Origin of the sequence: Dictyobacter kobayashii (assembly GCF_003967555.1) — a bacterium.
In the GTDB taxonomy this organism is placed as follows: domain Bacteria; phylum Chloroflexota; class Ktedonobacteria; order Ktedonobacterales; family Ktedonobacteraceae; genus Dictyobacter; species Dictyobacter kobayashii.
The window spans coordinates 343,011-364,092 of sequence record NZ_BIFS01000001.1 but is presented as its reverse complement, the minus strand read 5'-3'; the positions used below and the strand labels follow the sequence as shown (position 1 = coordinate 364,092).

Below are 21,082 nucleotides of genomic sequence, written 5' to 3'. Positions count from 1 at the left end.
CTCTCATGCCCGTAACCCTCAATAGTATTCTACAAATTGCAATTTTTGTGATACTGTTGCTCCTGATTACAAAGCCCCTGGGATTGTACATGACCAATGTCTTTGCTGGTGAGCGCAACTGGTTAACCCCTGTACTGCGCCCGGTTGAGCGTATCTTCTATCGTATCTCAGGGGTGAACGAAGAAGAGGAGCAAGGCTGGCTGAGCTATACCATTGCCATGCTGATTTTCAGTGTGGTTGGTTTGCTACTGACGTACCTGGTGTTGCGCACGCAGCAATGGCATGGCTCGTTCTTTAATCCACAAAACTTCCAGCCGGTCGAGCCTGGCCTGGCCTGGAATACATCGGTCAGCTTTACCACCAATACCAACTGGCAGAACTATGCTGGCGAGCAGACTATGAGCTATCTCTCGCAGATGGTCGGCCTCGTTTTCCACCAGTATGCCTCAGCCGCGACCGGTATTGCCCTGGCGGTGGCCGTTATTCGTGGTCTGACCCGGCGTAGCGCCCAGCATCTGGGAAATTTCTGGGTAGATTTTACCCGTTGCGTATTGTATATCTTGTTGCCAATTTCTATTATTGGGGCTCTCTTTTTTGTCTCCCAAGGAATGATTCAGAATTTCCTGCCCTATATCACTGTGCATACGCTGGATGGACAGACACAGGTCCTGGCACAGGGACCGGTAGCCTCGATGGAGTTCATCAAGAACTTCGGTACCAATGGTGGTGGTTTCTTCAACGTCAACTCGGCGCACCCTTATGAGAATCCTAATGCGGCCACCAACCTGGTAATCATGCTCTCGATCCTGGCTATCCCGGCTGCTCTGTTCTACATGTTCGGCAAGATGGCGAAAGATACCCGGCAAGGCTGGGTCTTGTGGATCGCTTCTATAATCCTGGTTATTGTGGGTGTTTCAGCAGCGCTGGTCTCTGAGCAGGCAGGTAATCCCCTGTTCCCGCAGACCATTAACCAGACTGCGACGGCCACACAATCTGGTGGCAACATGGAAGGAAAAGAGGTACGCTTTGGCATCACCGACTCGGCTCTCTTTGCGACTGTCACAACGATGACCTCATGTGGTGCTGTTAATAGTATGCATGATAGCTTTACACCGATCGGTGGCCTGGTGCCGCTAACCGATATCGCGTTAGGTGAGATTGTCTTTGGTGGTGTTGGTTCTGGACACTATGGCATGATCGTTTTTGCCATCTTAGCGGTCTTTATCGCCGGCCTGATGGTTGGTCGTACGCCGGAATACCTGGGTAAAAAGATCGAGCGCAAAGAGATTATGATGGCGGCCCTGGCCATCCTGATCCTGCCAGCATCGATCCTGGGTTTTACAGCTGTCGCCTCGGTCATTCCAGCTGGTACCAGTTCAATTCTGAACGCAGGTCCACACGGTCTTTCGGAGATTCTGTATGCCTATACATCGACTAATGGTAACAACGGATCAGCATTTGCAGGCCTGACTGGCAACACTCCCTATTATAACTGGACCCTGGGCGCTGCCATGTTGATCGGTCGCTTTGCCTTCCTGATCCCAATTATGGCCCTGGCGGGCTCTCTGGGGCGTAAGCGTGTGGTACCAGCTGGCCTGGGAACCTTCCCAACAACCGGTGGATTGTTTATCGCCCTTTTGATTGGTGTCATCCTGATCGTGGGTGCCCTGACTTACTTCCCAGCTTATTCTCTGGGTCCCATCGTCGAGCAACTGCTCATGCACGCTGGTAAGACGTTCTAACATGATCGGCCCTCAACATAGCGCCCCTGTGTTGAGTGGCAGTCTGAATCGATAAGAAGGTATGCTGAAGATGAGTACCAACTCACATGAGGTGAAGAGCACCCGCAAAGGTGATCTCTCCATCTTTGATCCAAATATCATCCGCCGTGCGACTATTGACTCGTTTAAAAAGCTTGATCCGCGCTGGCAACTAAAAAATCCGGTCATGTTTGTGGTAGAAGTGGGCAGTGTGGTCACAACCATCGAGTTCATTCGCCTGCTGTTTACCCAGCCCACGCAGACATTCACGCGTGGCGACCTGACCAGTGAGACCATTTTTGTGCTGGCAGTGGCGATCTGGCTCTGGTTTACCGTCCTGTTCGCCAACTTTGCCGAAGCGATGGCCGAGGGTCGTGGTAAGGCGCAGGCAGATACCCTGCGTAAGGCTCGTACCACCACAGTTGCCAAACGTCTGAGCAGCCGCGATCGCTTTGGCGCGTCCGAGGAGATCCCGGCCACTAAATTGAAGAAGGGCGATCTGGTGCTGGTCGAGGCCGGCGATATGATCCCCAGTGATGGCGAGATCGTTGAAGGTGTGGCATCCGTTGACGAATCGGCCATTACCGGTGAGTCGGCCCCCGTTATTCGTGAGAGTGGTGGTGATCGCAGCGCAGTCACTGGCGGTACAGTAGTGCTCTCGGACTGGATTGTAGTGCAGATCAGCGCCAATCCAGGCGAGACTTTCCTGGATCGCATGATCGCGCTGGTCGAGGGTGCGGCCCGTCAAAAGACGCCGAACGAGATCGCATTGAATATCTTGTTGGCCAGCCTGACAATCATCTTTGTCCTGGTCTGCGTCTCACTAGAACCCTTTGCCATCTATTCTGGCCAGGCTGTCTCAATCACAACCCTGATTGCCCTGCTGGTCTGTTTGATCCCTACCACCATCGGTGGCCTGCTCTCAGCTATCGGTATCGCGGGTATGGATCGTATGGTACAGCGCAATGTGCTGGCGATGAGTGGCCGCGCGGTTGAGGCCGCCGGTGACGTGGATGTTCTGCTGCTGGATAAGACCGGCACCATTACACTGGGTAACCGCCGTGCCAGCCGTTTTGTGCCCCTCACGGGTGTGGACGAGCGAGAACTGGCGCAGGCCGCACTCTTCTCCAGCTTATCGGACGAGACCCCCGAGGGTCGTTCGATCGTAGAACTGGCCCGTGAGCGCTATGGACTGCAGTCCGAGGCACGTGAAGATGTAACGTTTGTGCCCTTTACCGCGCAGACCCGTATGAGTGGCGTTGACCTGGGCGGAAACAATGGTGGTGGTAGCACAGCCACAGCGGTCCGCTCAATCCGTAAAGGCGCCGCTGACTCGGTGGTGAGCTATGTGGGTGAGCATGGTGGTGCTGCTAGCGAGGAGCTCAGCGAGATTGTGGCGGGAATTGCGCGCGCTGGTAGTACGCCGCTGGTAGTTGCTGAGACAGATAATGGAAGTGGTGCTCGTTTGCTCGGCGTGATCGAGCTAAAGGATATCGTGAAAGCGGGTATGCGTGAGCGCTTTGATCAGATGCGCAAAATGGGTATCCGCACCATTATGATCACTGGTGATAATCCATTGACGGCCGAGGCGATTGCGAAAGAGGCTGGCGTCGATGACTTCCTGGCCCAGGCTACGCCTGAAACCAAGATGAAGCTGATTAAAGAGCAGCAGGTTGGTGGTCGCCTGGTCGCAATGACCGGCGATGGCACGAACGATGCTCCAGCTCTGGCCCAGGCAGATGTCGGCGTGGCCATGAACACTGGTACACAGGCAGCTAAAGAAGCGGCCAACATGATTGACCTGGATTCGAATCCAACCAAGTTGATCGAGGTCGTCGAGGTCGGCAAACAACTGCTGATCACCCGTGGTGCCCTGACCACCTTTAGTATTGCCAACGATGTCGCCAAATACTTTGCCATTATTCCAGCTATGTTTATGTCGACCTTCCCGCAGCTGAATGCATTGAACATCATGCACCTGGCGACACCTCACAGCGCGGTCCTGTCGGCGGTTATCTTTAATGCCATCATTATTATCGCGCTGGTGCCGCTGGCCCTGCGTGGTGTGAAATATCGTCCTATCGGAGCGGGTCCCTTGCTGCGTAACAACCTGCTGATCTATGGTGTGGGTGGTATTATCATCCCGTTCATCGGCATCAAGATCATCGACGTTATCCTGCAAGTCTTACATCTCACCCTCTAGTAGATATCAGATATTCTCAGAACGTGAAGGCTTCGTAGTTACGGGGCCTTCCATAAAAGAGGAATTATAAGAATATGAAGCATATTCGTCCTGCTATCATGATCACGCTCTTATTCGTTATCGTGACCTGCGTTTTCTATCCGGCTGTAGTAACCGGGTTGGGACAACTTATCTTCCCGTCTCAAGCTAATGGTAGCCTTGTCTATGCCAATGGGAAGCCTGTTGGGTCAATTTTGATCGGCCAATATTGGACATCGACTAAATACTTCCATGGACGCCCATCGGCTACCGCTAATCCATCTTCTGGATCGTCCTCACCATATGAGGCAGATAACTCGGCAGGCTCTAACCTGGGTCCTACCAACGGTTCTTTGCTCAATGGCAATGGTAGCCAGGTCGTGATTACGAAGGGCACACCGGTGCCTGCAAATGCCACACCCGTGGCTGGTAAGAAAAATACTTATTATGTGCCAGGAACGTATCTGGGCGTGAATAACTATGCGGATCAGTTCCGCAAAGATAATGGGCTATCCGCCAGCACCCCGTTGCCTTCTGACATTGTGACCGCATCTGGTTCAGGCCTTGATCCCGATGTTTCACCGGAGGCCGCCTTATTGCAAGTAAATCGCGTGGCCAGTGTGCGTGGACTGGATGCCAATCGTGTCAAACAACTGGTGAATGACAATATCCAGGGTCGTTTCTTGTGGGTTTTCGGTGAGCCACATGTCAATGTGCTGGACCTCAATCTCGCACTTGATCAGCTCAAATAGTTGAAACTCAGATACCGGTTGGTTCCTTATCCAGAGCGCTATCGTCCTAACCTGTTAGCGCTCTGGATACTCCATCTGTCGTTGTGTGTCTCTGACATATATCTGTCCTCTCCACCTGATCGGGCAATAGCTGGACAGAAGGAAGGGAAATGCTATGGCTACCACCATCGGGTCTATTCATGGGAAACGGCTTGATCACTATACCCTGGTACGTGCACTGGGACGCGGGCTGGTGAACCAGGTCTATCTGGCCTGGGATCACAAGGGAAGACAGGAGGTGATCCTGAAAATGCCGCGTGCTGATATTATTGGAGGCGCCAATATTTTTGCCTGCTATCGACGTGAGTTAGAAGTAGGCAAGCGCCTGCATCATCCAGGCCTCCAACATCTTCTTTATGTAGATGAGGCGCGCACAGGAGCATATCTCGTTTTTGAATACCTGCCAGGTCGTCCTTTGCGTACGTTGATGCATGAACATAGCCATGCCATCCTCATGCCCGCTGAAAAGATTGTCCCCATTATGCTTTCAACCTGCACAATATTGCAGTATGTCCATGCACAGGGTATTATTCACCGCGATATCAAGCCAGAGAATCTGTTGATAGACAAAGATGATGGGGTCAAAGTGCTCGACTTTGGCATTTCGATCACGAAAGAGGAAGCGCTACAGGTTAGAAGCTGGAAAACCTGGTTTAACTTTGGTGATGTAATGGGTACACCGGCTTATATGTCGCCGGAACGTTTGCAAGGCGAGCCTGGTGATGAGCGTAGCGATGTCTATGCCCTTGGTATTATACTCTATGAGGCCCTCTGTGGGCGTATCCCTTTTGTCGATGTTGATGGTTTTGCCCTGACCAATCGACAGCTTGCTTATGATCCACCCGATATTTTGCGTTTCAATCCTGCCCTAGCGCCAGCCCTGGCGGCCGTGGTCATGCGAGCTATTCGTCGTGACAAAGAGCGCCGCTACGCCAGTGTGCAGGAATTTGCGGCTGCCTTGGACAACCTGGATAGCATCGTTCCCGAGACCTATCAGCCGGTCAGGCCATTGTTTGGAGGCGCCTATCGCCAGGCATTGCGGATCGCCCTGCTCCTGCTAATCATTATCGCCATGATTGTTGGCTTTGGTATCTGCACCCAGCTAATCCATCACGCCTCGATCTGAGCGCAGGCATATACGAAGCATACTTTTTGATGGGATTGCTGAAGGGTTTAGAAACAACAAAAAGCCCGGGGAAAAGCCAGATACGACTTTTCCCCGGGCTTTTTGTTGTTTTTCTTTTAGAGTACGGTCAACAGTTCTGGTGCCCCATCGGTGATGGCCAGACTGTGTTCGTATTGTGCCGAGCGCTTGCGATCGGCGGTGACAATGGTCCAGCGATCAGAGAGGGTCTCAGCTTCGTATGTGCCTACATTGATCATTGGCTCGATCGTGAAGACCATACCTTTCTGGATACGCATACCGGTTCCAGGGCGACCAAAGTGGGGGACATTAGGATCTTCGTGCAGGGAGCGGCCGACACCATGACCGACCAGGTCACGCACGACTGAAAAGCCATTGGCTTCAGCATAGGTCTGGATCGCGGCACCAATATCGCCGAGGCGATTGCCATGGCGTGCCTGTTCGATGCCCAGGTCCATGCACTTGCGTGCCACGTCCATCAGGCGCTGTGACTCGTCATCAATATTGCCGACAGCATAGGTCATGCAGGAGTCACCGACCCAGCCATTGAGCGTAACACCAATATCCACGCCGATAATATCCCCATCCTGCAACACTTTTTTGTCGCTGGGAATACCATGACAGATAACCTCATTGACCGAAGCACAGATCGTACCAGGGAATGGTGGAATAGCGGGACGACCATGGCCACCGGGATGCGCGCCATAGCCTTTATAGATGGGGGTTGCATCGTGGCTGCGAATGTAATCCTCGGCAATCTGATCCAGTTCAGCGGTGGTTGTACCTGGTTTAACATGGGGGCGCAATACTTCAAATGTCTGGGCCACCAGGCGCCCAGCCTCGCGTAACTTATCGATTTCTTTGCGTGATTTAATTAGAACTGCCATAATATCCTCTTTTTATTACAAGCAAACCGGTCATGCATACGACGATTTCTGGGTGGTATCCCTGACATATTCAGGATATTTCAGTGGTGTCTCGCGCTCGCGCTCAGGCGAGGATTCCCAGTTGAGAAGATCATCAGTCGTGACCTGAAAATAGCGGCTAAAGTAGGTGAGGAGATGATCAATCGTCGTATAGTCTATGCGTTGGCTTTTACCTGTGTGAAGAGCTGCAAGTACACTCAGCGATACTCCGCTCTCATCGGCAAGTCGACGTAAACTCAAAGCAGGTTCGCCTAATCTAGCCCGTTCAACGTTTGCTTTAGCCAGCATCAGGCGTAGTTTGCAAGAAATGGTCATGATCAACACCTCGATTTTATCAATTCGACTTTTTCTGTATTCAGTATAGCAAAGATTGTTGTGACATGTCAATACAATGTATGGACTTAGGGGCACATTTCGTAGTTTTTAATCCGTCAGGACTACCCTGGATATTGCTCAAAATAGCGAATTTTGACTGTATTGAGTTTAAGGACTTTAAGCCATTTAATCTGCCTGGTTGGAGACTTGCAATCTGAGGCACTTACTCGTATACTTGCACCAAGCCAAAGAACACACGTATATGCAGCTGTTCTTTTTTGTATATAAAATACGCAAAATAAGCTATATTAGAACTGTTTAAAGGGGTGTATATGAGCGATCCAGTAAAGGTGACCGCGACCCTGCGCCTGCCTTCCACCTTGAGTGCCTATAGCGGAGGCAAGAGTCAGATCACAGTCGAAGCTGCGACGGTTGAGCAACTGTTAGATGCCTTACATAAAGAGCATCCCCTGGTCTGGGAGCGCCTTTGTACTGAACAAGGGGCTATTCGCGAGCATGTCAGAATTTTTGTCAATAATCAGTTGATCAGCGGGGATGAAGGTCTGAAAACGGTGTTGCAGCCGGGACAAGAAGTAATTGTATTACCAACGACCTTCAATGTTTAATTTATCCCTCTTCTATAAAGACTTGTTGTGATTTTCGCGACTCAAAACTGAGAGTACCCATGGTATACTTGAAAAAGTATTTTCTATGGTTTTATCTTTCTGGCTAGAGTTGGAATTTTCTATGAAATCTAAATCGCGCAAAGACTTATCATTTCAAGCTGCCGCCTCTGATGATGTCTCTGTTTCAGCTGATGATGTCGCAGTCAACAAAGTGCCCGGCCAGTGGAGCGTATTGCGTAATCGCAATTTCGCTCTCTTTTTTTGGGGTGAATTGATCTCTTCCACTGGCACCCAGATGCAGGTAGTAGCGGTTGCCTGGCAGGTATATCAACTCACCCATTCCGCTGTCATGCTGGGTGTCATCGGATTGTTACAGGCTATCCCACGCCTGATCTTTTCGCTGGTTGGTGGTGTACTGGCAGACACATTTGATCGCCGTAAATTATTGTTGATCGTCGAGGTTATCCTGGCGATGACCTCAGTTATTTTAGCGCTCTCCACCGCCTTTAAAGTCATTAATATCGCTATTTTTTGTGGTGTGGTGTTGATCTCAGCTACCGTCTCGGCCTTTGAGTTCCCATCGCGTCAATCGATGATTCCTTCTCTGGTACCTCCGGAGCAGATGGCCAATGCTGTCTCGCTCAATACCGTCATGATGCAGGTGACGATGATTGGTGGTTCCACACTGGGTGGACTGGCTATTGCCCAGATTGGTGTAGTCAACACGTACTGGTTGGATGTTGTTTCCTATTGTATTGTGATTGGCTCTTTACTATTGATGGTTGTGCCACGCATTCCTTTGGAAAAGCGTGCACAGGCGGGCTGGGGTGGTATGCGCGACGGCATCCAATTTTTGCGCAGCCATCCTATCCTGTTGGCGGTGCTTTTCCTGGATTTCTTTGCCACCCTCTTTGGTTCACCAAAGGCTCTCCTGCCAGTCTATGCCAGCGATATTTTGCATGTTGGGCCACAGGGACTGGGCATCTTGCTCGGCTCGATTTCGCTGGGGGCGGTGGCCTTAACGCCGTTGACTGGTAAGATCAGTCGCATAGCTCGCCAGGGAATGGGTGTAGTACTGGCGATTATGGGTTGGGGAATCTGCATCATTCTATTTGGACTGGCTCCTGGACCCTTATGGCTCTCCGCCTTATTACTGGCCGGGGCTGGTGCTGCGGACATGGTAAGCATGGTCTTACGCCATCTGCTCGTGCAACTGACAACTCCCGATGAGTTTCGTGGTCGCATGGGAGCGGTAACGGCAATGTTTGTAGTAGGTGGTCCGATGCTGGGACAATTTGAGTCTGGCCTGGTAGCTGGCGTAACGACAACGCAGTTCTCCGTGATCAGTGGGGGCGTTGCCTGTATGGTGGCTACCTTGATTATCGTGGCCCTGGTCCCCAATCTATTTAAGATGAAGTCTACCAGCCAGGCAGGATGATGTTCTAACCATCCTGCGCAGCGCGACCGTTTGGATTGAGCACGTTCAAGCGCAACTGTCCTGCCTGTTGATTGGCCCCATGACAATTCGTGAGCACACAATCGATGCAATCAGACAGGTTGGGGCAGTTGCAGCGCAATCCCTGGACCAGCATTTGTTTGACGCCTAGCGCCTGCTGTATCAATGTATCGACCTCAGTCAGCTTCTGGCGTGCCAGCGTTTGCCAATAATCTGCCAGCTGCGTCTCTTCTTCGCGATTATCAAACAGAAACTGGATCTCGGTAAGCGAAAATCCCAGTTTTTGCGCAACCTGAATAAAAGCCAGGCGATCAAGTATGGTTGGATCGTAGCGCCGCTGCCCGCTGATCCTGCGCGGGGCCGGCAATAGATTGATGCTCTCATAATAGCGGATCGCCGATGGACGTAGGCCGGCCTGTTTAGCTACCTCGCTGATTGTCAGTTCTTCCATGCTGAAAAAATATCCCTTTTTTTGGCTTGACTTCAAGTCAACTTGAAGATGTACACTCCTGCTATTGTAGACTTTTGAAGCGGAAAGCCGCAAGTATATGAATAGCTAACAGTAGCGAAAGGATGAAAGCTATGCAGACCAACGCTGGTACAGGCACGCAAGCGAATTTGTTTGAGGTTGGTGAACAGGATTTTGCAGAGAAGGTGCTCAAGTCTCCATTGCCCGTGATCGTAGACTTCTGGGCAACCTGGTGTCCTCCTTGCCGTAACCTGGCCCCCGTTTATCAGCAACTCAGCCAGCAATACCAGGGAAAGTTACGTTTCGCCAAACTGGACAGTGACGAGCATCCCCAGATCCCAGCGACTTATCACGTGCAGGGGTTACCAACCCTGATTGTATTCCACCATGGTCGCGAGATCGCGCGCTATGTGGGACCTCAGCCGCAGCGGCTGAAGCAACTCATCGATCAGACCCTGGTCCAGCATGGTTGTGCCTGAGCTTCAAGTTTAGAGCCAACCTTTTTGTTCAGCGGTGCGTGCAGCCTCGATACGGTTGCGCGCACCGGTTTTTTGGATGGCTACCGAGAGATAGTTGCGGACGGTTCCCTCAGAGAGAAAGAGTTGCGTAGCGATTTCAGCGATGCTGGCTCCCTCTGTGGAAGCGGCAAGTACATCGCGCTCGCGATTGGTAAGTGGATTATTGCCCTCACTCAGGGCAGCCATAGCCAGGGTGGGATCAACGACCCGTTCTCCAGCCATCGCGCGGCGGATAGCAGTAGCAAGCTGGGCTGAAGGGGCATCCTTGAGTAGGAAGCCTACGACACCACTCTGCATGGCCTGGCGTAAGTAGCCCGGACGACCAAAGGTGGTCAAGATTAAGATACGGCAGGTGGGTAGTTTAGTATGGAGCGCCGCAGCGGCCGTGATGCCATCACAACCAGGCATCTCAATATCCAATAAGGCAACATCTGGCTGCGAGGTTTGCGCCGCCCCGACTACTTCATCTCCACGCCCAACTTCCGCCACAATCTCAATATCCCCCTCCAACGTTAACAGTGCCGCCAGAGCACCCCGGACCATGGCTTGATCTTCTGCCAGGAGAACACGAATCATCTTATCCTGCTCCTATCTGCCTGTCATTCTCAGGTGAGTGATGGGCCACGACTGTGGTGGCCCCTGATTTCTTTTGTGTTAAAGGAACCGTAATCGAGAGAAGGAAATTCCCGTTATGGTCGCGACCAGCGGCGAAGGTACCTCCCAGCGTGTCTACCCGTTCGGCCAGGCCGCGTAAGCCGTTGCCTGAACTATAACTTGAGCTGGCCGCAGGCGTGGCCTGGCCGCAATCGTTGAGGATTTCGAGCCGCATAACATTTTTTTCGCGTATAAGCTGGAGGCTACAACTCTGAGCTCGCCCATGACGAATTACGTTCGTAATACCCTCGCGTATGGCCCAGGCCAGTACCGCCTCACTGGTAGTGGGCAATCTCTCCAGACTCGCTTGATCGCTGTGATAGCGGTAACTGATGCCAGCGGCGGCCAATATCTCCTGTGCCCCCTCCAACTCACTGGCCAGGGTCGGTTGACGATAAGTGGAAACGGCTTCACGCACCTCCTGTAAAGTAGTACGCGCAACCTGCTCGATGTCTTGAATCTCTTTAGCTGCTCGGGTAGGTGCCACCGCCAATAGGCGGCCAGCCAGCTCACTTTTAAGTGTGATCAAGGAGAGATTGTGTCCCAGCAGATCATGCAGGTCGCGGGCAATGCGCAGTCGCTCATTCATCACAGCCAGGCGAGCAATCTCTTCACGGGCGGCTCGCAGCTCGCGGCTAATCACAATGGCTTGTACCAGGCCGATAACCACAATACCAACCACCAGCACAAAGACCAGGGATTTTCCAATATCTAGCAATGGGAAATGCAGAAGCAGGCCGAGCAGCGCATTTAATATTAGCAAGCCAATAATGATTTGCAGAGCACATACAGGTTTGAAGGCACTACCCGTATAAGCGCTGGTCAGAATGAAAAAATCGAACCAATCAGCAAGATCACGCTGCACTAACAGTGGAAGCAGCAGGCTGAGTCCGCTCATTATAGCGATCGGTAACCAGTTTTCGAGCTGACCAGCTGTGGCCTGTGGGATCTGACCAACCATGCGCTGGACATTGCGCCAGGTACCCCAGAGATACACGCCAATGAAGAGGATGACTCCCGTGATGATGATACTGAGCAGTGGCCAGCTCAATTGCATTTGATAGAGCGCCAGCAGTCCAGGTGTAAAAAAGAAGATCCAGATAAACCAGATTGGCCATAAAAGATAAGGGGATAGATGCCGGGTTGGCTGCACGGTCTCAGGCTGGCTATCGCTCATGGCTGTCTACCTCTTCCCGTTATTGGTCGATTGCGGTTGGGTCATGCCAACGCACATCAGATCCCTTTTAAGCTGCATTGGTGTGCTATCAATCATTGTGTGTTTTTCTCTCTAGAAATAATTTATGTATGCGTTTGTGGCCTTGCATCATTTCATGTTGCTAGTATACGCGAAAATTCTGTTCGACTCTAGTGAATATCATCATGAATTGCGCTATGACATTTGTCATAGTGAAACACCCATGTCTATGTTTGTTTTCTTTACTAAATCTGTGATATAGTTAGATTATCTAAGTAATTATTAATCGAAGTATTTTGAGCCCTCGTGTCACATTCTCAAGGTGAAGACAATGCTATGGACAGTCAGAGGCTGGCCCATGCTATTCTGGATATACTGCCAGCAGTCCTACGCGACCTTTATACCGATGTATTGAGAAACGCCTCCTCGCTAGATAGCCCGGAGTCGCGGGACCTCTCAGAATTCCGTGTCACCACCAATCAACTCTCCTTCCTGCGTATCCTGGTGCAGCATGATCGTTGCACTATGCAGGGGCTGGCTGATCTTTTGCGCGTTACAGCTCCCACTATGACGGCGATGGTCAAGCGTTTATTGGCACTGGGATACGTTGCCCGTGATCGTGATGCTGAAGATTGGCGCACGGTCTGGATTACGCCGACCGAGCGGGGAAGGCAGGCGGTTGAGCTCTACGATCGTGAACGATTGTATGCGTTGGAACAGCGGCTCAACCAGCTTAGTCCGGAAGAGCGAGCGTCTCTGGTGGCCGCTCTGCCCGCGCTCGAACAATTGATGCATACAAAGTAGAGGAGATGGTTGTTGATGAATACTGAAAAGATGTCGGGCCTCCAGCCCAGGTTGCAGGCCGGGCTAATGGCTATGCGCTCATTTTTTATAATGCCGCGCTCGGATCTCCTCTATGGGTTGCGCATGGCCCTTGTTGTGGCTATACCGTTAATTGTAGGCCCACTTATCGGGGAAAGCTCTCTGGCAGCCATGGTCATGCTGGGTGGCCTCTATTCGGGTCTGGCTGGTATGGGTGGTACTTATCGCACGCGGGCCAGCGCAATGGGGATGGCGGTCCTCTGGTTTGCGATTGGTAGTCTGCTGGCGGCTTTAGCCGGCCAATACGCCTGGCTGGCGATCCCGATCGCCTTCCTCTGGTGTTGTGGTGGTTCACTGATGAGTATTTATGGACCCATCGGCGCACGTGTTGGTTTTATGGTTATCGGTGTCTTCTCCCTCACATTGAGTGAACCGACACCAGACTGGCATACCGCTATCTTGCATGCCCTGGCCCTGGTCATTGGAGGACTCTGGTCCATGGCAGTCGCGCTCTGGCTCTGGCCATTGCGACCGGCCCAGCCAGAGAAACAGGCTGTCTCAGGTTACTATCAAAGCCTGGCTATTTTCACGCGCAATATCGTGAGCCCCCCTGATGAAAATGCGCGCTATAAGGCCTCCCGTGGACAGGTCTGGGCCCAGCATAATCGCGCGCATAGCATGGTAGTCACCGGACACGCCGGTGACGATGACATCTCGCTCGAAGTGCAGCGACTATTCTTGTTGACGCTGCATGCTGATCGCTTCTTCCATACAGCCCTTTCATTATCTAAAGCGGTAGAACATGCTGTGCAAGCTGGCTTATCTGCGGGTACACGTGACCTGTTGCAGCAAGCGTTGCAGCAAGTATCGACCGTCCTCAATCAGATTGCTGATGCTACACAACAGGACAAGAAGACAATTGACACGACCCTGCTCAACCAGGTCATAGAACGCCTGACGGAGCGTGAGCAGTTGCTGCAGCGGCATGCCCAGGAATATCAGGCGATGCCCCGCCAGCATAGCGGAAGTACCGCCGGGCGGCTGCATAAAGTCACTTTCCAGCGCTTGCCAGATGTTACTGAATACAAGGCGGTCTATCATATCCTGCATATGCTGCAAAACTTTAAAGATCTCGTCCATACACTGATGATTATGATAGATACCGTCAGCCAGCAGAAGGAAGAGCAGCAAGATGGTTTTCTGGTCACCTCGGTTCGTAGCGCCTATCGGCAGGAACGGGTCAGGCCATGGCAGACCCTGTGGAATAACCTTACCTGGCGTTCAGCTTCATTTCGCCATGCGGTGCGTTTTGGCCTGACCATGGCGCTTGGCGTTGCCATCTATAAACTCCTGCACATCGACCATGGTTTTTGGATCAGCCTGACCATCATGATCTGCTTGAAATCTCAATTTAGCGCCACTATACAGCGCGCCTTTGAGCGCATGGGCTTCACCGTGATCGGTGCCATGCTGGCCGCGCTCGCCGTTGGCCTGATCCAGATACCTTTTATCATGTTAATTGTTCTGGTGATCTGTAGCCTATGTGCATACGCCTATTATCAGCACAATTATAAGATGTATGTAATCTTTATCACGCCTTTTTCGTTGCTCTTAAGTTCCCTGGAGGCACCGGGACATTGGGATCTGGCGTTTCTGCGTTTCGGCAACACCTTGTTAGGAGGAGCGATTGCCTTGTTAGCCTGTTATTTCCTCTGGCCGCAATGGGAGCGTGAGCGTCTACCGGTCCAACTGGCGCGCGCGATTGCCAGCAACCGGCAATTTTTGCGCAGCGTGCTAGCCTTCTACTTTGATCAGGATAGTGAGCCACACACGGTACAGCAGGCCGGTCGTAAAGCTCACCTGGCTAGCACTGAGGTGGTTGCAGCCTATCAACGCCTGCAGAGTGAACCTAAGGGGCAGCGTGGCAATACAGAACAATTTGAGATACTGGTCACCTACAACCAGCAGCTCTGCGATTGTATCAGTGCTTTAGCCACGCATACACCTTTGCTCGACGGGCAATACCGCCTGGCCGATTTGAAACAATTTGCGCACTCAACCGATGAGGTACTGGTGCAACTAGAACAATATGTCCAGCGTGAGAAGCCACAGTTTATTGCTTCACCGGCGCTCAATCGCTTTGAGCGTAGCCTGTGGCAGCTCCAGACGCTGCTGCAAAAGCTACTCACCGAGCGGCCTGCATACGCAGCCCCAACCACAACCGCCCCCTTAAGAAGCAAGCGTTGAAAGACTTTGTGCCCGTTGTCACCGTCCTCGATCAGATTTCGGAATATATCAGTGGCATGTACCAGACATTGACCTCACGCCGCTAAATGAAGGACCAGCTAGCGGATCTGCAGGGCGTGCATCTCGCCGGTACTGACAAAGATCATACCCTGCTCAGCGGCTGGACGGTTGATGCGTCCTTTGCCAACCTTGGATGTAAAGAGGATATGACCGTTCTGGGCATCAATGGCATAGAGTTCACGTCCAAAGGTGCTGACATAAACGATGTTATTATCAGCTATGACCGGAGCTGATTCGATTTCATGTCTGAGATGGGCGATCCAGAGTATTTTGCCACTGGCCGTATCAATGGCATGCAGCTTCGTATTGGCGGAATCACCAACAAAGCCACCATGTGAGCCAATGTAGGCAACACCATTTTTCAGGATGAGATCACCTGAGATTTGCACATCCAGGCGTGTTGTCCAGATCCGCTGCTGCTTCTGCATATCCAGTGCATAGAGCTCTCCTTCAGCGAAGCAAAGACAATTGATCCCAGTCACTGTAGTCTCAGCTGCAAGGATCTCTCCCAGATCGGCGTAGGTCTCGATCTTTTGACCGGTAAAGGCATCCAGTTCATAGCAAATACCGCGCTCGGTAATCAGGTACATATGGCCACTGGCCAGAGCTGGACGATGGGCCAGACCCGCTTTGACCGTGACCGCCCAGATCTCGCGTCCGCTCTGTGTATCTAAAGCATAGACAGCATGATCTGGATAGGCATAAACGATATCATTCGTGACGGTGGGTCGCACCTTGACAAACTCGTCAGTTGGGAACGACCAGCGCACCTCGCCAGATGCCGCATCTACCGCATAGATTTCGCCAGGCAGATTAATATTGCCGGTGCAGACATAGACGACCCCATTCGCAACCACTGGCGCATCATAAATGCCATAATTCGTGGTAACGGCCCACAACTGCTGCCCGGTCAAAGCATCCAGGGCGCGTAACTGATTGGCCTCTTTATGCGGATTATCAACATTGGTCGTATATGTGCCGGCATAGACGACACTATTGAGTACCGCCGGCTCAGAATAATAGGTATGATCGAGCCCTGTAGTCACCGACCAGGCCAGCACAGTACGAGCTGAATTTTGTCCACCGTTCTGGGTCTGGGGTCGTAGCTGTGCCCGATTGGCAATCGGCGTCTGGGCGGGTGAACGCAACGGACGTGGTCCACGGATCACTCCATCCTCAGCCTGTGTGCGATGTGGATCCAACGGCTGGCCAAGTCGGCTGGCTGGAGGCTCCGGTTGCACTGGCCGAGAAGGATTGGTCGATGGATACTCATTTCCCATTGATGATGGCAACGGAAGAGATGATTGCAATGGAGGTAAGGGCGTACTCTCCGTCATGGGCAGCCCCAGCGCCTCGCGCAAAGCAATCACAAAATCAGCCACATTCTCAAAGCGATCATCGCGTTCCTTGGACAATGCCTTCAGGATAATCTCCTCGATCGCGGGTGGGATACTTGGATTTAGCGTGCTAGGCAATACAGGTTGTTCATAGATATGCTTATAGCCGATTGTATAGGGATCATCAGCTATAAAGAGCTGCTGGCCCGTTAAGAGTTCATAGGCAACGCAGCCCAGCGCATACTGATCACTTTTCTTACTGATCTTCCCCTTAAACTGTTCAGGCGACATATAGGGAGGGGTACCGATCTCATCCACGCGGCGTGTTCGCTGCACATGGATCGCGATCCCGAAATCGGCCAGTACTGCATCCCCATCGGTGTTGAACAAAATGTTGGCGGGTTTTAAATCTCGGTGGACGATGTCCAGGTCATGGGCATGTTGTAAGGCCATACCTACCTGATTGAGGATATGCATCGCATCCGTCAAAGGCATGGGAGATCCATTGAGCGCATCTAAGCGATCTCGTAAAGAGCCACCAGGAGCATATTCGGCCACAAAGAAGGGATAACCCTCGTACAGATTGGCATCGACAACGGGAAGAATATTGGGATGAGTCAATTTATCAAGGATGACCGCCTCCTGGAAAAAGCGGTCAATTTCTTCCTGTGTGTTCAGGGTAGTATTTAGCACCTTCACGGCCACAGGCGGTTTATGTTCCAGCAAAAAGTGCTTACCCAGGTAGACGCTGCCAAATGCTCCGTGGCCCAATATCTCCACGAGTACATAACTGCCAAGCTGGCTACCTAATAATTTGTCGTTCACCATGCGCTTCCTTTGAGTGAGAGGCTGTATTATGAATGTGTCATCGTCTCAACTGAAATTATATCCGATTTACTGAGAATGCAGAAGGGGGCCATGCGTGTAAATATAAACTTTTATCTCTTTTTCTTCCATGAACTGTCAGTTAGTATGAGCAAGTAGGAATGTTAGGGGATATTGAACCAAAATCGGAATGCATGAGGTATATTGAAATATGGATAGTGGGATAGAAAAATTGTATTTGATGTGGATGTATATTGGAAGATAGTGAAGGTGGATCAAGGAATTTCGGGACACTTCTACGGCGAATTGTTAGCCGAGGCTTCCTTGCCTCATAGGGAGGTTTCCTTCCTACTAGGCGCATTATACAAGCTTCGGTTTTAGATTGTAATGTGCAGATTGACCACTAATTTGTGTGCAAAGTGTTAAATATGTAAATATATTTGCCCCCTTCAAGCGTTCTATAGCAGCGTACATCGTTCATTAGTTGCCCAGTCTGATATTTATTTTCATCGCTAAGTGGAGCGTATAAAAATAGCTACATTTATGGTCAGCATTGGCTGTTCCATGTTCTCAGGCTTGTTGAATAGCCAACTTGGGCTTGTTCCGGTAGAGACGTTGACACCTTGTTATGCTGTTTCTATACTAAGGAGGCAGCAGAGCCTGGCGCGCAACCAGATGAGCAGCGTAGTTGCTGGCTGCCTGTGCAGCATTACCACTGGTTTCAGTACAGGTACAACGCATACCATGCCATTCATTTGGATGAGCGAAGCTGCCTGACAGGCGAAACTGTTTGCTCGCTACTGATCAATTCGAATGGCTGAGCCAGTGGCAGCGGAGCTAGCCGCGTTCAAGCGGCGTTTCCAAATGCTTTTTACAGCATGCAATGGATGCGGAGAAGGGAATGGTACCGTCGATGGCGTTTACGCAAGATGAACTACAATCGCTAAACACTATTATGGAGCAAAAGCTCTTTACGCAACGGCGCGACCTGGAGCGAACTTTTGATCTACGCTTGCAGGCGTTGCGGCGTGAGTTCGAGCAGCGGGTGACAACTGTCCAGCATGATTTGTTGCGTACTATGTCTCGGCGTCTCAATGATCAACATACACGTACGCGTGAAGTATTATTGCAAAAATTTGAATCCCAGCATACCAATCTTATTGAGGTGCTGGAACAAAATTTTATGGCACAGCAACAGCAGCAGCAGCAGCATTTTGAAGATTCCGTAGAGCGTTCCCTGGCTGCGCAATTGCTAGCGATCGAGCAGATCATTCATCAGCGTTTGTCTATTATTCTCCAATCCCCTGAATTTTCTTTGGGTTATTCCGCAGAAGGCCAACCAGAGTTCGATACCATCGAAGTACAGACTGAAATTCCCTGGGAAGAGCTCGCGACCCTGGTTGATCGTGCGCTAGAGGAGCGGCTATCAAGCTTGCAGGATGTGGTACTGAGCGCTTTGAAAGAACTGGAGCAAGCATTGCTAGCCAATGCACAGACGCTACATGCTACTTCACCTTCTTCAGAGCCGATCACGCAGAAACTCGACTCTGGTGTTGATGCGCAAGCCAGCCTGGACACCACCAGTAATATCGAGCGCCTGGAACATCTTGTAGAGGCGATGCAAGTGGCGATGACCTCGAATAGCGCTTTGATTTCAAATCGGCTCTATCATCATCAGCAACTGCCGCTGGAGCGTGCCCATCCGGCTCAGCAGCCCCATCAACCGCTGTCGAATTCACATAAGCTCAATCATCAGTCTGCTCAACCATCACTGACTGGATCTTCTGATCTGAACGAATAGATTTATCACCTCTTCCCAGGTTATACCGGGGCCTGTAGCTCAGTAGAGATAACGTACGCAAAAAGAGGTATTGACGAGAAACGCCCTTTCCGTTATACTATGCGTCCGTTCTGTGCTACATGCTTCAATGTAGGCTGCTACAGAATGCTACACAGGGTGGTTATGTGCCATCCTGCATATTTGTATGTCAAAAAATTGTAGAAAATAGCGTTGTAAGCCAGGGCCAGTCATACGGTTGCTGGTTTTTTCTGCTGCTCTCTGTTCTGATGAGAGGGAGAAGGTGATGCTACGGTTCTATTTTGAAGTGGCGCGTACAGCCTTTCGGCGACAGCTTATCTATCGCTGGGCGAATCTGGCGGGTCTGAGCGCCAATGTTTTTTTCGCGATCATTTTTAGTTATGTTATTATTGCCCTCTATCATGCCAGCCCGACTGTGGCTGGCTATGATGTACGTGATACTTTGCGTTACAGCTGGATGATGCAGGCCATCTTAATGGTTGTGTTACCTTTTGGATGGAATGATTTGATGCAGACTATTCGCACCGGTGATGTGGTGGCGGATCTAAGCAAGCCCTGCGACTTTTATTTCTACTGGTTTAGTCGTGAAATGGGTCGCAATGTCTATTACATCTTTTTTCGTGGTATACCGACGTATGTGCTTGGGATGTTGCTGTTTGGATTGGGTCTCCCTTTGAACTGGCAAGCCTGGTTAGCTTATGGGCTGGTCTTGCCGTTTGGTGCCATGCTCGGCGTAGCCTATCGCATCCTGTATAACGTGGTAGCATTCTGGATTATCGAGGCGCGTGCCATGATCACATTTGCCATCACTATTGCCCAATTTTTAACTGGCATGTACGTGCCCGTTCCTCTCTTACCAGCCTGGCTGCGTGCAATCCTCAACTGGTTACCCTTTCATGGTTTTATGGATCTGCCCGTTGAGGTATTTCTCGGCAAGATTGCAGGTGGTGCGCTCTGGTTTGAGGTAGCGCGGCAGTTTGGCTGGCTGATTGTTTTGACCATGGGTGTCCAGCTTCTAACAGGAATCGCGAAACGCCGGGTGGTAGCTCAAGGAGGTTAGAAAGGCAATGCATATGCTCTACAATCTAAGGAGCGATCTGCGGCTTTACTGGCGGCTACTTTTAATCCAGCTAAAGGCGCAGACGCAGTATAAGATGAATTTATTCCTGGATATTTTTACCTATCTGGGAGTTACAGGACTAGAGTTTCTCTCCTTACTACTGTACTTCATCCCTTTTCCAACCTTATTAGGCTGGCATGTGGGAGAAGTAGCTATGCTGGCGGCAGTAATGTCGTTGAGTTTTGGCCTGTCAGAAATGGTAGGTGCGGGCATCGATGACTTTTCAGTTATGATACTGCGTGGCGAATTCGATCGAGTATTGTTGCGACCTGTGAGTGCTTTTGTCCAGGTAATCGGCAGTGATTTTCGGCTGCGCCGCCTGGGCCGTATAACCCAGGGCATGCTGGCATTTATGCTGGCATTGCACTTTCTGCCGCCGCTGTACTGGAGTTTTGGCAAAGTGTTGGTGCTGTGTATCAGCATCATCAGCGGGACCGCCATTTTTACTTCGATCTTATTGCTAGGAGCGACATTATGTTTCTGGACGGTCGAAACCACTGAAGTGACCAATATACTCACCTATGGCGCGCGCGAAATGCTTAGCTATCCACTAACAATTTATCACCAGGTGTTGCAACGTTTTTTTCTATTCATTGTACCGGTCGCATTCGCCTCTTATGTTCCTACTTGCTATATATTGGATCGGCCGTTGCCTTTTGGTTTACCGCGCGAGCTAGCCTTTGCATCTCCCTGCATCGCCTTGATTTTTACACTGGTCGCGGGCTGGATCTGGATTATTGGTGTTCACCACTATCAAAGTACTGGTAGCTAGTATGC

18 protein-coding genes are annotated in these 21,082 nt (G+C 51.1%); 12 read left to right on the top strand and 6 right to left on the bottom strand.

Features of this window, described 5'->3' with window-relative positions; genetic code table 11:
- Window positions 1–5: 5 nt before the first annotated feature.
- The 4 genes from kdpA to EL645_RS01545 all read left to right on the top strand — a co-directional run bounded on the left by kdpA (window position 6) and on the right by EL645_RS01545 (window position 5,898).
- Window positions 6–1,742: a potassium-transporting ATPase subunit KdpA gene (gene kdpA / locus EL645_RS01560; RefSeq protein ID WP_126548416.1), complete on the top strand. Its 1,737-nt coding sequence runs from the start codon at window positions 6–8 to the stop codon at window positions 1,740–1,742.
- Window positions 1,743–1,812: 70 nt separating this feature from the next.
- On the top strand, window positions 1,813–3,963 hold the full coding sequence (gene kdpB, locus EL645_RS01555) for a potassium-transporting ATPase subunit KdpB (RefSeq protein ID WP_246035245.1): 2,151 nt from the start codon (window positions 1,813–1,815) through the stop codon (window positions 3,961–3,963).
- A 74-nt stretch (window positions 3,964–4,037) separates the two neighbouring features.
- Entirely contained in the window at window positions 4,038–4,733 is a 696-nt protein-coding gene (locus tag EL645_RS01550; protein ID WP_126548414.1) for a potassium-transporting ATPase subunit C, read from the top strand.
- Window positions 4,734–4,887: 154 nt separating this feature from the next.
- Entirely contained in the window at window positions 4,888–5,898 is a 1,011-nt protein-coding gene (locus EL645_RS01545) for a serine/threonine protein kinase (protein ID WP_126548413.1), read from the top strand.
- Window positions 5,899–6,014: 116 nt separating this feature from the next.
- Here the strand turns inward: EL645_RS01545 and map are convergent, their stop codons facing one another.
- Window positions 6,015–6,803 (bottom strand): type I methionyl aminopeptidase, encoded by a 789-nt coding sequence (map, locus tag EL645_RS01540; protein WP_126548412.1) that lies wholly within the window; start codon window positions 6,801–6,803, stop codon window positions 6,015–6,017.
- 30 nt (window positions 6,804–6,833) lie between these two features.
- Window positions 6,834–7,157, bottom strand: coding sequence for a helix-turn-helix domain-containing protein (locus EL645_RS01535; protein WP_174845286.1), 324 nt, complete (start codon window positions 7,155–7,157; stop codon window positions 6,834–6,836).
- Window positions 7,158–7,489: 332 nt separating this feature from the next.
- Here EL645_RS01535 and EL645_RS01530 point away from each other — a divergent pair, with 332 nt between their 5' ends.
- Window positions 7,490–7,783 (top strand): MoaD/ThiS family protein, encoded by a 294-nt coding sequence (locus EL645_RS01530; protein ID WP_126548411.1) that lies wholly within the window; start codon window positions 7,490–7,492, stop codon window positions 7,781–7,783.
- A 121-nt stretch (window positions 7,784–7,904) separates the two neighbouring features.
- Window positions 7,905–9,221 (top strand): MFS transporter, encoded by a 1,317-nt coding sequence (locus EL645_RS01525; protein ID WP_161977022.1) that lies wholly within the window; start codon window positions 7,905–7,907, stop codon window positions 9,219–9,221.
- Window positions 9,222–9,225: 4 nt separating this feature from the next.
- Here the strand turns inward: EL645_RS01525 and EL645_RS01520 are convergent, their stop codons facing one another.
- Window positions 9,226–9,690 (bottom strand): MerR family transcriptional regulator, encoded by a 465-nt coding sequence (locus EL645_RS01520; protein ID WP_126548409.1) that lies wholly within the window; start codon window positions 9,688–9,690, stop codon window positions 9,226–9,228.
- A gap of 131 nt (window positions 9,691–9,821) precedes the next feature.
- On the opposite strand from EL645_RS01520, the gene trxA reads away from it, so the two are divergent.
- Window positions 9,822–10,187: a thioredoxin gene (trxA, locus tag EL645_RS01515; RefSeq protein WP_126548408.1), complete on the top strand. Its 366-nt coding sequence runs from the start codon at window positions 9,822–9,824 to the stop codon at window positions 10,185–10,187.
- Window positions 10,188–10,196: 9 nt separating this feature from the next.
- On the opposite strand, the gene EL645_RS01510 is transcribed toward trxA, so the two are convergent.
- Together EL645_RS01510 and EL645_RS01505 are read right to left on the bottom strand one after the other, a co-directional pair.
- Window positions 10,197–10,802 carry a response regulator transcription factor gene (locus EL645_RS01510; RefSeq protein WP_126548407.1) on the bottom strand — a complete coding sequence of 202 codons (606 nt, stop codon included), beginning with the start codon at window positions 10,800–10,802 and terminating at the stop codon, window positions 10,197–10,199.
- A gap of 1 nt (window position 10,803) precedes the next feature.
- Entirely contained in the window at window positions 10,804–12,057 is a 1,254-nt protein-coding gene (locus tag EL645_RS01505) for a sensor histidine kinase (protein ID WP_218031660.1), read from the bottom strand.
- A gap of 354 nt (window positions 12,058–12,411) precedes the next feature.
- Between EL645_RS01505 and EL645_RS01500 the strand changes: the two genes are divergently transcribed.
- A complete protein-coding gene (locus tag EL645_RS01500) occupies window positions 12,412–12,879 on the top strand; it encodes a MarR family transcriptional regulator (protein WP_126548406.1) in 468 nt (155 codons plus the stop codon).
- A 15-nt stretch (window positions 12,880–12,894) separates the two neighbouring features.
- On the top strand, window positions 12,895–15,144 hold the full coding sequence (locus tag EL645_RS01495; RefSeq protein ID WP_126548405.1) for an FUSC family protein: 2,250 nt from the start codon (window positions 12,895–12,897) through the stop codon (window positions 15,142–15,144).
- Window positions 15,145–15,242: 98 nt separating this feature from the next.
- Here the strand turns inward: EL645_RS01495 and EL645_RS01490 are convergent, their stop codons facing one another.
- Window positions 15,243–17,369, bottom strand: a complete 2,127-nt coding sequence (locus tag EL645_RS01490) for a serine/threonine-protein kinase (protein WP_126548404.1) — start codon at window positions 17,367–17,369, stop codon at window positions 15,243–15,245.
- 910 nt (window positions 17,370–18,279) lie between these two features.
- Here EL645_RS01490 and EL645_RS01485 point away from each other — a divergent pair.
- From EL645_RS01485 to EL645_RS01475, 3 genes are all read left to right on the top strand, one after another.
- Entirely contained in the window at window positions 18,280–19,167 is an 888-nt protein-coding gene (locus EL645_RS01485; RefSeq protein WP_126548403.1) for a hypothetical protein, read from the top strand.
- A 283-nt stretch (window positions 19,168–19,450) separates the two neighbouring features.
- The gene (locus tag EL645_RS01480; RefSeq protein ID WP_126548402.1) at window positions 19,451–20,245 is read left to right on the top strand and encodes an ABC transporter permease; all 795 of its coding nucleotides are present in this window, start codon (window positions 19,451–19,453) and stop codon (window positions 20,243–20,245) included.
- 7 nt (window positions 20,246–20,252) lie between these two features.
- Window positions 20,253–21,077 (top strand): ABC transporter permease, encoded by an 825-nt coding sequence (locus tag EL645_RS01475; protein ID WP_126548401.1) that lies wholly within the window; start codon window positions 20,253–20,255, stop codon window positions 21,075–21,077.
- The last annotated feature ends 5 nt before the right edge of the window (window positions 21,078–21,082 follow it).